Source organism: Sphingomonas sp. NPDC079357 (genome assembly GCF_044901155.1).
GTDB lineage: Bacteria > Pseudomonadota > Alphaproteobacteria > Sphingomonadales > Sphingomonadaceae > Sphingomonas.
On the sequence record NZ_JBJDOM010000005.1, the window covers coordinates 156650 to 170040 of the forward strand.

Here is a 13391-nt window from a genome sequence, read left to right on the forward strand (position 1 = left end):
TCGTCCTTAACAGATTGACGCATCGCCGATGCGTCTCTAGCGGGCGGGGCTTAGCGACATTGCCGACCCTTTCAAGGAGTGCCCGCCCATCATGGCCGAGCCTGAGTTTCCGCACGCCCCCATGCCCGACGGCGCCACTGGCGTCCTCGTTCTGGCCAATGGAGAGGTCGCGTGGGGGCGCGGCTTCGGCGCGGAGGGCGCCGCTGTCGGCGAGGTGTGCTTCCACACCGCGATGACCGGCTATCAGGAAATCATGACCGATCCGTCCTTCGCCGGGCAGATCATCACCTTCACCTTCCCGCACATCGGCAACGTCGGCGCGAACCCCGACGACGTCGAGGCGGACAACCCGCACGCACTGGGCATGATCGTCCGCGAGGACCCGACCGCGCCAAGCAATTTCCGTGCGATGGAGAATCTCGACGGCTGGATGAAGCGCCACACGCGCATCGGCTTGGCCGGCATCGACACGCGCGCGCTGACACGGCGCATCCGCTCGGGCGGCGCGCCGAACGGCGTGGTGGCGCATTCGCCGTCCGGTGAATTCGACCTCGAAGCGCTGCTCAAGATGGCGCGCGGCTGGCCGGGGCTGGAGGGCATGGACCTCGCCAAGGACGTGACCCGCGAGACGCACGGGACATGGGCGGGCGGCATCTGGAAGCTCGGCTTCGGCTATGACGCTGGCAACGATGGCGAGCGCCCGCACGTCGTCGCGATCGACTATGGCAGCAAGTTCAACATTTTCCGCAATCTGGTCCAGGCCGGTGCGAAGGTGTCGGTGGTGCCGGCCAGCGCCACGTTCGAAGAGATCATGGCGCTGAATCCGGACGGCATCTTCCTGTCGAACGGCCCCGGCGATCCCGCGGCGACCGGCGCATATGCGGTGCCGGTGATCCGGCAATTGCTCGACACCGGCAAGCCGCTGTTCGGCATCTGCCTGGGACATCAGTTGTTGGCGCTGGCGGTCGGCGCGCGGACGACCAAGATGTTCCAGGGGCATCGCGGCGCGAACCATCCGGTCAAGCGTGTGCAGGACGGCGCGGTCGAGATCACCAGCATGAACCACGGCTTCGCGGTTGAGCGCGACTCGCTGCCCGCGAACGCGCGCGAGACGCATGTGTCGCTGTTCGACGGGTCGAACGCGGGGCTGGAGCTGACCGACCGGCCGGCGTTCTCGGTGCAGTACCACCCTGAGGCGAGCCCGGGGCCGCAGGATAGTTTCTATCTTTTCGAGCGGTTCGTGGGACTTCTGGCGTGAGCGTGGCAAGACAAGTTTTTGGTGTCTTGCTCGCGCTCCAACTCACGCCTGGAGCGGCGGCGCAGCAGGCGGGCAAGCCGCCAGTATTGACGCAGTTTCAGTGGTCGCTGTCATGCCCCGCCGATCCGGTCGGTGCGGATGGGCAGCCGCTCTGTTCCGCGGAATACATCGGCTACCCGCGACTCAACGTGTCCCGCACCGATGCGGGGATGAGCCTGTTGACGACGGTGGACTGCGGCCGCGCCCGGAACGGGATCGGACAAGAGGTGCCCGCCTATCGCAAGATCGGGATCAACGTACCGCTGAAGCGGGGCATACCGGCGGAGCGGATCCAGCGGCTGATCCTGCTGAACCTGAAGGACTTTCCGAATCTGATCCGAAGAACCTGCCCATTGTCGTCCAACGGCGGCACGTTTGACCTTGAGGAAGGGCAGCTGCCGGCAATGATCAATTCTGTCTTCGTCATCAAGCAGGCGCGCTACTAATGCCCAAACGCACCGACATCTCCTCCATCCTCGTCATCGGCGCGGGTCCGATCATCATCGGGCAGGCGTGCGAGTTCGATTATTCGGGCACGCAGGCGATCAAGGCGCTCAAGGAAGAGGGCTATCGCATCGTCCTGGTCAATTCGAACCCGGCGACGATCATGACCGATCCCGAGCTGGCCGACGCGACCTATGTAGAGCCGATCACGCCGGAAGTTGTCGCAAGGATCATCGAACGTGAGCGTCCGGACGCGGTTCTTCCCACCATGGGGGGGCAAACCGCGCTCAATACTGCCCTTGCGCTGTTCCGCGACGGCACGCTGGAGAAGTTCGGCGTGACGATGATCGGCGCCGATGCCGATGCGATCGACAAGGCCGAGGACCGGCTGAAGTTCCGCGACGCGATGGACAAGATCGGGCTGGAAAGCGCGCGCAGCCATATCGCGCATAGCGAGAAGGAAGCGCTGGAGGGGCTGGAGAAGGTCGGGCTGCCCGCGATCATCCGCCCGAGCTTCACTTTGGGCGGCACCGGCGGCGGGATCGCGTACAATCGCGAGGAATTCATCGAGATCGTCCGCAAGGGGCTCGACGCGTCGCCGACCACCGAGGTGCTGATCGAGGAGTCGCTGCTCGGCTGGAAGGAATATGAGATGGAGGTGGTCCGCGACCGCGCGGACAATTGCATCATCATCTGCTCGATCGAGAATGTCGATCCGATGGGCGTCCATACGGGCGACTCGATCACGGTCGCGCCGGCGCTGACGCTGACGGACAAGGAATATCAGATCATGCGCAACGCCAGCATCGCGGTGCTGCGCGAGATCGGCGTCGAGACCGGCGGGTCGAACGTGCAGTTCGCGGTCAATCCGAAGGACGGCCGCCTGATCGTCATCGAGATGAACCCGCGCGTGTCGCGCTCGTCGGCGCTGGCGTCGAAGGCGACCGGCTTCCCGATCGCCAAGGTCGCCGCCAAGCTGGCGGTCGGTTACACGCTCGACGAGATCGAGAACGACATCACCGGCGCGACCCCGGCGAGCTTCGAGCCGACGATCGACTATGTCGTCACCAAGATCCCGCGCTTCGCGTTCGAGAAGTTCAAGGGCGCCGAGGCGGTGCTGGGCACCGCGATGAAATCGGTCGGCGAGGTGATGGCGATCGGCCGCAACATCCACGAATCGATGCAAAAAGCGTTGCGCGGGCTGGAAACCGGGCTGTCGGGCTTCAACCATGTCGAGCGGCTGGTCGGCGCGCCGCGCGCCGAGATCGAGGCGGCGCTCGCCTCGCCGACGCCCGACCGGCTGCTGGTCGCGGCGCAGGCGCTGCGCGAGGGCTTCACCGTCGCCGAGGTGAACGCGATCGCCAAATACGATCCGTGGTTCCTCGAGCGGATGGCGGAGATCGTCGCCGCCGAGAACGAGGTGATGAAGGACGGGCTGCCGATCGAGGCGGCCGGAATGCGCCGGCTCAAGGCGATGGGCTTCTCCGACAAGCGGCTGGCGTGGCTGGCGCTGCAATCGGCGAATCTGCGCGGCATGGAGCGCGGAATCGCGCGTGGCTCGGGGCTGATCCACGAGGCGGTCAAGGCGATGACCGGCGGCGTCACCGAGGACGAGGTGCGCGAGCATCGGCTCAAGCTGGGCGTTCGTCCGGTGTTCAAGCGGATCGACACCTGCGCCGCCGAGTTCGACGCCAAGACGCCGTACATGTACTCGACCTATGAGGCGCCGTCGTTCGGCGAGCCCGAGAACGAGGCGCAGCCGTCGGATCGCCGCAAGATCGTGATCCTGGGCGGCGGGCCGAACCGGATCGGGCAGGGCATCGAGTTCGATTATTGCTGCTGCCATGCCTGTTTCGCGCTGGCGGACGCCGGATATGAGACGATCATGATCAATTGCAATCCGGAGACGGTGAGCACCGACTATGACACGTCGGACCGGCTGTATTTCGAGCCGCTGACCGCCGAGGACGTGCTGGAGATCCTGCACGTCGAACAGTCGCGGGGCGAGCTGGTCGGGGTGATCGTGCAGTTCGGCGGGCAGACGCCGCTGAACCTCGCGCGCGCGCTAGAGAAGGCGGGGATCCCGATCCTCGGCACCTCGCCCGACGCGATCGATCTGGCCGAGGATCGCGAGCGGTTCGCGGCGTTGGTCAACCGCCTGAAGCTGCTCCAGCCGTCGAACGGCATTGCGCGCAGCCGCGAGGAGGCGCTGAACGTCGCCAACCGCATCGGCTATCCGGTGCTGATGCGCCCCAGCTACGTGCTGGGCGGGCGCGCGATGGAGATCGTCGACAGCGACCAGCAGCTCGAGGATTACATCCAGACCGCGGTGCAGGTGTCGGGTGACGCGCCGGTGCTGATCGATCAGTATCTGCGCGATGCGATCGAGGTCGACGTCGATGCGATCTGCGACGGCGAGGACGTGGTGGTTGCGGGCGTGCTCCAGCATATCGAGGAAGCTGGTGTCCATTCGGGCGACAGCGCCTGCTCGATCCCGCCCTATTCGCTGCCGGCGGAGATCATCGCTGAGATCGAGCGACAGACCGAAGCGCTGGCGCGCGGGCTGAGCGTCGTCGGGCTGATGAACATCCAGTTCGCGGTCAAGGACGGGCAGGTCTACCTCATTGAGGTCAACCCGCGCGCCAGCCGCACGGTGCCGTTCGTCGCCAAGGCGATCGGCGCGCCGATCGCCAAGATCGCCAGCCGCGTGATGGCGGGCGAAAAATTGCGCGACCTGCCGAAGATCAACCGCGACATCGATTATTTCGCGGTCAAGGAAGCGGTGTTCCCGTTCGCGCGCTTCCCCGGCATCGATCCGGTGCTGTCGCCGGAAATGAAGAGCACCGGCGAGGTGATGGGCATCTCGACCGACTTCACCACCGCCTTCGCCAAGTCGCAGCTGGGCGCGGGCACCGTGCTGCCGACCGGCGGCGCGGTGTTCGTCAGCGTCAAGTCCGGCGACAAGGATCTGATCGTCCCCGCGGTGCGCGCACTGGTCGACGCCGGCTTCACGATCGTCGCGACGACCGGCACCGCCGATCACCTGTCGCGCGCCGGGCTGCCGGTCGAGACGGTCAACAAGGTCGCGCAGGGGCGGCCGCATATCGTCGACCGGATCAAGGATGGCGCGATCGCGCTGATCTTCAACACGACCGAGGGCTGGCAGAGCCTGAAGGACTCGCAGCCGATCCGCGCCGCGGCGGTGAACGGAAAGGTGCCATACTTTACCACCGCCTCGGCTGCGGTGCAGGCGGCACAGGCGATCCATGCCGCTGTGACCGGCGATGGCGTGCGCAACCTTGAAGTACGGCCGTTGCAATCCTATTATTCGCAGCCGCACAACTGATCCCCGGACATATGTGCTGATGTAAGGGGCGGCCTTCGCAGGGAGAGGGCCGCTTCCGGGGACGCGTTTTTTACGAAGGACAAGGGCGATGGCGACGGTCGAAAAGATGCCGATGTTGCAGGAAGGCTATGAAAAGCTGACTGCCGACCTGAAGCGGCTGAAGATCGAGCGCCCGCTGATCGTGGATGCGATCGAGGAAGCGCGCGCGCACGGCGATCTGTCGGAAAACGCCGAATATCATGCCGCCAAGGAGCGGCAGGGTCAGGTCGAGGCGACGATCGCCGATATCGAGGACAAATTGAGCCGCGCGCAGATCATCGATCCACGCGACCTGTCGGGCGACAAGATCGTGTTCGGCGCGACCGTCACGCTGCTCGACGAGGATGAGAAGCCGGTGAAGTATCAGATCGTCGGCCAGACCGAGGCCGACGCCAAGACCGGTCGGATCAGCTACAATTCGCCGCTGGGGCGCGCGCTGATCGGGCGCAGCCTCGACGACGAGGTCGAGGTGTCGGTGCCGGCGGGCGAGCGCTATTATCTGGTGTCGAAGATCGAGTTCATCTGACGTGGACCTGCCGGACGCGATCGCCGTTCACGCCGGTGATCGTCGTCTGATCAACGTTGTCGATGGACAATCGGGCGCCGAGGTCTACCGCCTCGTCGGCGCGAACGACGACTTGTACTTGAAGGTCGGGCGCGGCACGGCGCGCGAATTGGTCGTCGCCGAGATTGCACGATTGCAATGGCTGGCCGGCCGTATTCATGCGCCTGTCGTCATCGCGACGGCGACGGCGGACGACGCCGAGTGGCTTCTGACCAGCGCGGTGCCGGGGGTGCCGGCTGTCGACTTCATCAAGGTGGATCGTGCGGTGCGTAGCGTATCGGTTGCGCGGGGCATGGCGGCATTTCTCCAGCGGCTCCACGGTCTGTCGACGGTCGACTGTCCATTCGACTCAAGCGTGGCGGCGTGGCTGCCGATGGTGCGCCGGATGGTTGCCGACGGACTGGTCGATGTCGACGACTTCGACTCCGCCCACGAGGGGTGGAGCGCTGAGCGTGTTCTCGCCAAGGTCGAGGAACTGGCCGGCCATGCTCAGGGCGCAGTGGTGGTGCATGGAGACTTCGCGCTAGGAAATATCATCGTCGCGGAGGACGGCACGATCGCGGGCTGTATCGATGTCGGCCTGCTGGGCGTCGGCGATCCGTATCGCGACATCTTCATCGGCTGGCGCGACCTCGGCGGGTTCGGCGAGGCGGCGCAGCGTGCTTTTCTCGAAGCGCTGGGAATGGACGGGTTCGATGAACCGCGACGCGCCCTGCACCACGCACTCGACGAGTTGCTCTGATTAGCTCGTAACCCGCACGTAAGCGCGGGGCGGCCTGGATGCTTGCTAGGCCGTTCGTCGATTGATCGATCGAACTTCTTATTCGTCGGCCCGGACTTGATCCGGGGCCTCGCTTCTTCGCGAACGGTGGGAAGAAGCGGGTCCCGGATCAAGTCCGGGACGACGTCGCGCCTTACGCCGCCGGCTTGGCGAGCAGATCGGGCTCGAGCAGGCGGTGGAGGTGGACCACAACGTACTTCATCTCGGCGTCGTCGACGGTGCGCTGTGCGGCGGCGCGCCACGCCTTTTCGGCGCTGGCATAGTCAGGGAAGACGCCGACGATATCGATCGACGACAGGTCGCTGTATTCGAGGGTGCGCGGATCGCTGACGCGTCCGCCGAACACCAGATGAAGCTTGCTCATGCACGCGCTCCCGCTTGGGATTGAACCATCACCGCGCTGCCCGCCCGCGTCGCCACCGGAACACGGAAAAGCCGCGGGCAGCACGATCGCTTGCCCCGCGGCTCTCCCTCGTCACCCGATCGGCGCCGCGGTCGGGCGGTCGGCCTGACCTTTCCCTAGCGCGGCGCGCGGCGCGTTTGAAGGGGTCAGGACGCGCTCTTGACCTGTTCCTTGCCCGCCTGCGCCGCCGCGGAGCCGGCGGTGCCGGCGGCCTTCAGCACGCCCTGGAAGAGCGACTTCGCCTGATCGCGGGCGGCATTGGGGGTCAGACCCAATTGGTCGAGCTCGGCGCGGCCGGCATCCTTGGCCGCCGCGAGCGCCGCGACTGCGGCGGTGTTGATCTTGCGGCCGACGCCGGCCAGCAGGTCCTTCTCGCGCTGGCTGCGCGGCAGGACGGCGGCGACCGCTGCCCCGAGCACCAGCCCGCCGACGAGCACGCCGAGCGGGTTCGACTCGAGCGTCTCGGCGGTGGCGTGCGCAGCGTCGCTGGCGCGGTGGCGCGCGGTGTCGAGCGCGTTCGAGGCGGCTTCGCGCGCATGGTCGACGCCGTCGCGGAGCCGGCCATGCTGGTCCTGATCGTGGGTATGTTCGGTCATGATCCGATCCTTTCGGCGGGTGTGGCGGAATCTTGTGGAGAGGGCAGGCGCTTCTGACGCTTCTTCTTGCCGAACAGCCGTGCGACCTGTCGCCCGGTCACCAACGCGAACAGCAACGTCGCGCCGCCGGCGAACACGCCGGGGTTGCGGCGCGCCACCTCGGTGCCGACACGCACGGCGCGTTCGCCGCTCCCCGTCACCTCGGCGAGCGCGACGCGGGCAAGGCGGCGCGGTTCCAGCTCGGTCTGCAAGCGCTCAACGGTTCCATCAAGGCGACGGCGCGCCTCGGCGGCGCGCGCCTCGGCGAGCGTCACATCGGCGGCGGTCATGCGGCCGGTCCCGTTTTGAGCGCCGACTTGCCGGACAGCGCCAGCAATGCAGCAATCAGCAGCACCACGCCGACCACAGCAAGCGTCGCCCAGCCGGGGCCGATCAGCGTCGCCAGCGAAAAGATCGTGCCGACCAACAGCGCGATCAACGCTGCCAGCCCGAGCACGCCCGCGATGGCGAAGCGGATCGCCGCCGCCTTGTACCGCGTGACGGTGAACAGCGCCTTGGCCTTGGCAAGCGCGATCTCCGCCTTCGCCACGTCGCGCGCATCTGTAGCGAGCTGCGTGACGAGCTGCGGTATGCTGTCCGGGAGCACGCGGTCGTGCACGTCGAGGTGATCAGGCATCGCGCTGATCGACGGCGGCTCCGACCAGCCGCGCGACCACGAAGCCCAGGCCGGCGGCGATGCCGACGGCAAGCTCGGGGCTCTTACGCACCAGTTCACGCGCGTCGGCGATCAGATCGTCAACGCTCTTCTGGTCGATCGCGCTGGAGAAGCCCTGCACGCGATCGGCGGCCGAGCGGGCATATTGACCGTAGTTGGCGCCGAGTTTCTCATCGACCTGCCCGGCGGCGTCCGTCAGCAAGTGCGAAAGCTGCGTCAGTGCATCGGTCGCCTTCGCCTTGCCGTCCTCCGCAAAGCCACGCGCCTTGTCGGCGGCCTGCTCACGGCCCTTGGAGACATAGTCGCGCGCGGACTGCTTGGCATCGGTCAGCGTGCTGCCGCTGCCAGTGGCGCTGCTGTCTTCAGGCGTGAAATCGACACCCGCATTCTTCAACGGCTCCGCCGGCGTGAACGACGCGTCGGCGGGCGGCGGCGCGGCGTCCGCCGGAGTGGAATGCTGGAGCGTGTCGCGATCCTGCTCATCGGCCATGATTCATCCTTCCCTGGTCGAGGTCAAACAACCCGGTGGCCGGGCTGCCGGTTCCATCGCGTTGCAGCATCGCCGGGCGCCCGCTAGGAGGCACCATGCCCTGCCGCGCCGGCAGAAAATAGGAGGATCGTTTCGTGACCGCAATCATCGACCTGCACGGACGCCAGATCATCGACAGCCGCGGCAACCCGACGGTCGAGGTCGATGTGCTGCTCGACGACGGCAGCTTCGGTCGCGCGGCGGTCCCGTCGGGCGCGTCGACCGGCGCGCACGAGGCGGTCGAGAAGCGCGACGGCGACAAGGCCCGCTGGGGCGGGAAGGGCGTCGACGACGCGGTCGAGGCGGTCAACGACGAGATCGCCGACGCGATCATCGGGCTCGACGCCGAGGACCAGCTCGAAATCGACCAGACGATGATCGAGCTGGACGGCACTGAGAACAAGGGCCGGCTGGGCGCGAACGCGATCCTCGGCGTCAGCCTGGCGGTAGCGAAGGCCGCGGCGGATGCGCGTGGGCTGCCGCTGTACCGCTATGTCGGCGGCGTCGCGGCGCATGTGCTGCCGGTGCCGATGATGAACATCATCAATGGCGGCGAACATGCCGACAACCCGATCGATTTCCAGGAATTCATGATCGTGCCGGTCGGCGCGGAATCGCTGGCCGAGGCGGTGCGCTGCGGCTCGGAGATCTTCCACACGCTCAAGAAGGGCTTGAGCGAGAAGGGGCTGGCGACCGCAGTCGGCGACGAAGGCGGGTTCGCGCCAAATCTCGCCAGCACCACCGACGCGCTGGACTTCATCATGACCTCCATCGAGCGCGCCGGCTATACGCCGGGCGACGACGTGATGCTGGCGCTCGACTGCGCCGCAACCGAGTTCTTCAAGGACGGCAAGTACGTCATCTCGGGCGAGAATTTGACGCTCGAGCCGGGCGCGATGGCCGAGTATCTCGCCGATCTCGCCGCGCGCTATCCGATCTTCTCGATCGAGGACGGCATGGCCGAGGACGATTTCGAGGGCTGGAAGGCGCTGACCGACGCAATCGGCAAGAAGGTGCAGCTGGTCGGCGACGATCTGTTCGTCACCAATCCGAAGCGGTTGCGCGACGGAATCGGGCAGGGGCTCGCCAATTCGCTGCTGGTGAAGGTCAACCAGATCGGCACCTTGTCCGAGACGCTTGAGGCGATCCGCGTCGCCGAGCGCGCCGGCTACACCGCGGTGATGTCGCACCGTTCGGGCGAAACCGAGGATTCGACGATCGCCGATCTGGCGGTCGCGACCAATTGCGGGCAGATCAAGACCGGCAGCCTCGCGCGCTCGGACCGGCTGGCGAAGTACAATCAGCTGATCCGCATCGAGGAGGAACTGGGCACGATGTCGCGCTATGCGGGTCGGGACGTGCTGCGGAACCGCTGATAGGGCTTGCAAAGGGCGAGGCGACTCGCGAGAATCGCTGACGTTATGCCTCGCCCATCCAATCGCCTCTCGCAAACGCTTCGGCGTGCCGCCGTCCCCGCCCTTGCGGTGGCGGTGATGGCGTTTTTCGGTGCCTATGCGGTGCTGGGGCCAAACGGGCTGATCGCGCTGGGCGATTACAAGCGGCAACTCGTGGCGCGGGAGAAGCAATACGCGCAGCTCGATCAGCGGCGGGCGATGTTGCAGAACCGCGTGACGCTGCTCGATCCGCGGCACGCCAACCCGGATATGGTCGACGAGCTGGTGCGCAAGGAACTGAACGTCGCGCATCCGGACGAGGTGATCGTCCCGCTGAAGTGAGGTTCTCGGTCGGTAGATAGGCCTTAGACCAAAGTCCCTCCATCATTGCGGGCGTAGTGAAGCAACTCAGGGGGCCGGTATCCGGCCTTGGATGGCTTCGCTGCGCTCGCAACGACGAGGGGTCGTTGTCCCGTACTTGCTCCGGGACCCCGCTCTCTTGCGACAGGAGAAGCGATATCCCGGGTCAAGCCTGAAAACGACGACCTTACCTTCCGAGGAAGGTGAGCAGATCCTGGGTCAGCCGCTCGCCTTCGGTCGCGAACAGCCCGTGCGGTGCGCCGTCATATTCGACCAGTTGCGCGTTCGCGATCCCGGCTGCCGCGGCACGGCCGCTTGTGTCGATCGGGACGGTTTTGTCGGCGGTGCCGTGCAGAACCAGCGTCGGCACGCGGAAGGCAGGGAGATCCGGGCGGAAATCGGTGTGGCCGAAGCTCTCGGCGCATTTCAGCGTCGGCTGCAGTCCTGCCTGCATCGCCAGCCGCCACGCCCAGTCGAGCGTCGCTTCGCTGACCGGACTGGTGACATAGCCGACGCCGAAGAAGTCCTTGAAGAAGGAGCGGAAGAAGTTTGGCCGGTCTTTCACTATGCCATCGGCGATCTGCTGCAGCGTTTCTTCGGGCACGCCATCGGGATTGTCGTCGGTCTTGAGCATGTACGGCACGACCGAGCTGATCAGCGCGGCGGACGTCACGCCCTTGCCGTCGTAGCGGCTCTGGTAGCGCGCGACCTCGCCGCCGCCCATCGAGAAGCCGACGAGCGTGACATCTTCCGTGGCACCCGCAGCTTCCATGACGTCATGGAGATCGTCGGTGAGCGTGTCATAGTCATAGCCCGACCACGGCTGGCCCGACCGGCCGAACCCGCGGCGGTCGTAGGCGATGGCACGGAAGCCAGCGTCGGCGAGCGCCTTCATCTGCGGGTCCCAGCTGTCCGAGGACAGCGGCCAGCCGTGGATGAGGATGACCGGGCGACCTTCGCCCCAATCCTTGACGTAGATGTCGGTCCCGTCGCGCGTCTTTATATACGGCATGTGGCTCTCCTTGGCAGAGCAGCCGTAACGGGTGGTTCGGAAGGGCGTTCCTTGCCTAGTCCAACACCCGTTTCGTCATTCCCGCGCAGGCGGGAATCCAGGATCTTTGCCGCTGCGTTCCTACCGACGGACCCGCGCGTCTGGATTCCCGCCTGCGCGGGAATGACGTGGGAGGGGTCAGCGCCCAGGCTCGCCGAGGAATGCCTCGACCTGGTCGAGCGCCACGGTACTGTCGAGATAGGTTTGGCCGATGCCGTGCGCGAGCAGGAAGGGCAACGTGCCCGCCGCCATCTTCTTGTCGTGGCGCATATGCTCGACCAGCCGCGCGGGCGGGGCGGTGACGCCCGAGGCGGCGAGGCCGTCGGGCAGACCACTCTCGCGCCAGTGCGCGGCGACGCGCGCGGCATCGTCCGCCGAACAGCGGCCGGTCGCGGCGGAAAAGGCGAAGGCGAGGCCACAGCCGGCGGCGACCGCCTCGCCGTGGAGTAGCCGGTCGGAGAAGCCTGCCTCCGCTTCCAGCGCATGACCGAAGGTATGGCCGAGGTTGAGCAACGCGCGGCGGCCGGTCGTCTCGAACTCGTCCTCGCCGACAATCCGCGCCTTGGCGGCGACCGCGTGCGCGATCGCGTGGACGCGCGCGTCGGGATCGCCCGCCAGGAGCTTCGCGCCGTTCGCCTCGCACCACGCGAAGAAGTCCGCGTCGTCGATCAGCCCGTATTTGACGACCTCGGCATAGCCGGCGCGGACCTGCCGCGCGGGCAGGGTGTCGAGCACGTCGGGGTCGATCAGCACGATCTTGGGCTGGTGGAACGCGCCGATCAGGTTCTTGCCGGCGCGCGCGTTGATCCCGGTCTTGCCACCGACCGACGAATCGACCTGCGACAACAAGGTGGTGGGGATTTGCACGAAGCCGCAGCCGCGTTTGAGGATCGCGGTCGCGAAGCCGACCAGGTCGCCGATCACCCCGCCGCCGAGCGCCACGACATGATCGCCGCGCTCGACGCCGAGCGCGAGCAGCTCGTCGGTGAGCCGCTCGAGTGTCGCCCAGCTCTTCGAGCCCTCTCCCGAGGGCAGGACGATCTCGGCGTGACGAAGGCCAACCGCGTCGAGCGCGGCGGTAAGCGTGGCGAGATGCCCGACGACATCGGCATCGGCGACGATCACCACCGGGCGCGTGCCGACGATCGGCGCGAGCGCCTCTCCGGCGCGCGCCAGCAGCCCCGGCTCGATCCGCACGTCGTAGCTGCGGTCGCCGAGCGCCACGGTCACGGTCGTCATTTGCTCAGGGCCTCCATGATCGCGCGCACCGTCATATCGTGCGGGGTATTCGCGCTGGGAATGCGCAGATGCGCGAGCGCGTAGAGCGGGTTGCGGACCGCGGCCAGCTCGCGCAGCACGGTCGCCGGGTCCTTGCCGCGCAGCAACGGGCGGGTGTCGCGGCGCTTGACCCGCTCGGCGAGCACCTCGACCGGCGCGTCGAGCCAGATCGCGAGCGCGTCGGACAGGATCAGCGCGCGCGTCTCGTCGTTGACGAACGCGCCGCCGCCGGTCGCGATCACCTTCGGCCGGCCGTCGATCAGCCGCTGGATCACCCGGCGCTCGCCATCACGGAAATAGGCCTCGCCGTATTGCGCGAAGATGTCGGGGATCGACATGCCGGCCGCCGTCTCGATCTCGGTATCGGCGTCGACGAACGGGAGCGCCAGGCGCAACGCGAGCCGGCGGCCGACCGTCGACTTACCCGCGCCCATCAAACCCACAAGCACGATCGGGCGGCCGGTCCAGCGGGGCGGACGGCGGGGCGGGCGGCGGGACGGGACGGGCGGGCTTTGCAACATCGTCCCTGCGGCTATACAGCGCGTTCCGTCCCCGGCAACAGCAGGCACGCAGCCCGCCGGGGCTGAGTCACA

At 66.8% G+C, this 13391-nt stretch carries 15 protein-coding genes; 7 read left to right on the plus strand and 8 right to left on the minus strand.

Features of this window, described 5'->3' with window-relative positions; translation table 11 throughout:
- Positions 1–91: 91 nt before the first annotated feature.
- The 5 genes from carA (at position 92) to ACI2JO_RS15460 (ending at position 6433) form a co-directional block, all read left to right on the plus strand.
- The gene (carA, locus tag ACI2JO_RS15440; protein ID WP_404721503.1) at positions 92–1258 is read left to right on the plus strand and encodes a glutamine-hydrolyzing carbamoyl-phosphate synthase small subunit; all 1167 of its coding nucleotides are present in this window, start codon (positions 92–94) and stop codon (positions 1256–1258) included.
- On the plus strand, positions 1255–1743 hold the full coding sequence (locus ACI2JO_RS15445) for a hypothetical protein (protein WP_404721504.1): 489 nt from the start codon (positions 1255–1257) through the stop codon (positions 1741–1743). The genes carA and ACI2JO_RS15445 overlap by 4 nt, the downstream gene beginning before the upstream one ends.
- Positions 1743–5087 carry a carbamoyl-phosphate synthase large subunit gene (gene carB, locus ACI2JO_RS15450; RefSeq protein ID WP_404721505.1) on the plus strand — a complete coding sequence of 1115 codons (3345 nt, stop codon included), beginning with the start codon at positions 1743–1745 and terminating at the stop codon, positions 5085–5087. The genes ACI2JO_RS15445 and carB overlap by 1 nt, the downstream gene beginning before the upstream one ends.
- Before the next feature lie 88 nt (positions 5088–5175).
- The gene (greA, locus tag ACI2JO_RS15455; protein WP_404721506.1) at positions 5176–5652 is read left to right on the plus strand and encodes a transcription elongation factor GreA; all 477 of its coding nucleotides are present in this window, start codon (positions 5176–5178) and stop codon (positions 5650–5652) included.
- A 1-nt stretch (position 5653) separates the two neighbouring features.
- The gene (locus ACI2JO_RS15460; RefSeq protein ID WP_404721507.1) at positions 5654–6433 is read left to right on the plus strand and encodes an APH(3') family aminoglycoside O-phosphotransferase; all 780 of its coding nucleotides are present in this window, start codon (positions 5654–5656) and stop codon (positions 6431–6433) included.
- A 172-nt stretch (positions 6434–6605) separates the two neighbouring features.
- On the opposite strand, the gene ACI2JO_RS15465 is transcribed toward ACI2JO_RS15460, so the two are convergent.
- From ACI2JO_RS15465 to ACI2JO_RS15485, 5 genes are all read right to left on the minus strand, one after another.
- Positions 6606–6836: a DUF4170 domain-containing protein gene (locus tag ACI2JO_RS15465; protein WP_159754392.1), complete on the minus strand. Its 231-nt coding sequence runs from the start codon at positions 6834–6836 to the stop codon at positions 6606–6608.
- A 185-nt stretch (positions 6837–7021) separates the two neighbouring features.
- On the minus strand, positions 7022–7471 hold the full coding sequence (locus tag ACI2JO_RS15470) for a hypothetical protein (protein WP_404721508.1): 450 nt from the start codon (positions 7469–7471) through the stop codon (positions 7022–7024).
- Complete coding sequence (locus ACI2JO_RS15475) at positions 7468–7800, minus strand: hypothetical protein (protein ID WP_404721509.1); 333 nt, start codon at positions 7798–7800, stop codon at positions 7468–7470. The genes ACI2JO_RS15470 and ACI2JO_RS15475 overlap by 4 nt, the downstream gene beginning before the upstream one ends.
- Complete coding sequence (locus tag ACI2JO_RS15480) at positions 7797–8147, minus strand: phage holin family protein (RefSeq protein ID WP_404721510.1); 351 nt, start codon at positions 8145–8147, stop codon at positions 7797–7799. The genes ACI2JO_RS15475 and ACI2JO_RS15480 overlap by 4 nt, the downstream gene beginning before the upstream one ends.
- On the minus strand, positions 8140–8676 hold the full coding sequence (locus ACI2JO_RS15485) for a hypothetical protein (protein WP_404721511.1): 537 nt from the start codon (positions 8674–8676) through the stop codon (positions 8140–8142). The genes ACI2JO_RS15480 and ACI2JO_RS15485 overlap by 8 nt, the downstream gene beginning before the upstream one ends.
- Positions 8677–8810: 134 nt before the next feature.
- On the opposite strand from ACI2JO_RS15485, the gene eno reads away from it, so the two are divergent.
- Together eno and ACI2JO_RS15495 are read left to right on the plus strand one after the other, a co-directional pair.
- Positions 8811–10091, plus strand: a complete 1281-nt coding sequence (gene eno / locus ACI2JO_RS15490) for a phosphopyruvate hydratase (RefSeq protein ID WP_404721512.1) — start codon at positions 8811–8813, stop codon at positions 10089–10091.
- A gap of 117 nt (positions 10092–10208) precedes the next feature.
- Entirely contained in the window at positions 10209–10451 is a 243-nt protein-coding gene (locus ACI2JO_RS15495) for a septum formation initiator family protein (RefSeq protein ID WP_335307597.1), read from the plus strand.
- 205 nt (positions 10452–10656) lie between these two features.
- Here the strand turns inward: ACI2JO_RS15495 and ACI2JO_RS15500 are convergent, their stop codons facing one another.
- The 3 genes from ACI2JO_RS15500 to ACI2JO_RS15510 all read right to left on the minus strand — a co-directional run bounded on the left by ACI2JO_RS15500 (position 10657) and on the right by ACI2JO_RS15510 (position 13319).
- On the minus strand, positions 10657–11481 hold the full coding sequence (locus tag ACI2JO_RS15500) for an alpha/beta fold hydrolase (RefSeq protein WP_404721513.1): 825 nt from the start codon (positions 11479–11481) through the stop codon (positions 10657–10659).
- A gap of 177 nt (positions 11482–11658) precedes the next feature.
- Positions 11659–12759, minus strand: a complete 1101-nt coding sequence (gene aroB / locus ACI2JO_RS15505; protein ID WP_404721514.1) for a 3-dehydroquinate synthase — start codon at positions 12757–12759, stop codon at positions 11659–11661.
- A complete protein-coding gene (locus ACI2JO_RS15510) occupies positions 12756–13319 on the minus strand; it encodes a shikimate kinase (protein ID WP_404721515.1) in 564 nt (187 codons plus the stop codon). The genes aroB and ACI2JO_RS15510 overlap by 4 nt, the downstream gene beginning before the upstream one ends.
- Positions 13320–13391: the final 72 nt, after the last annotated feature.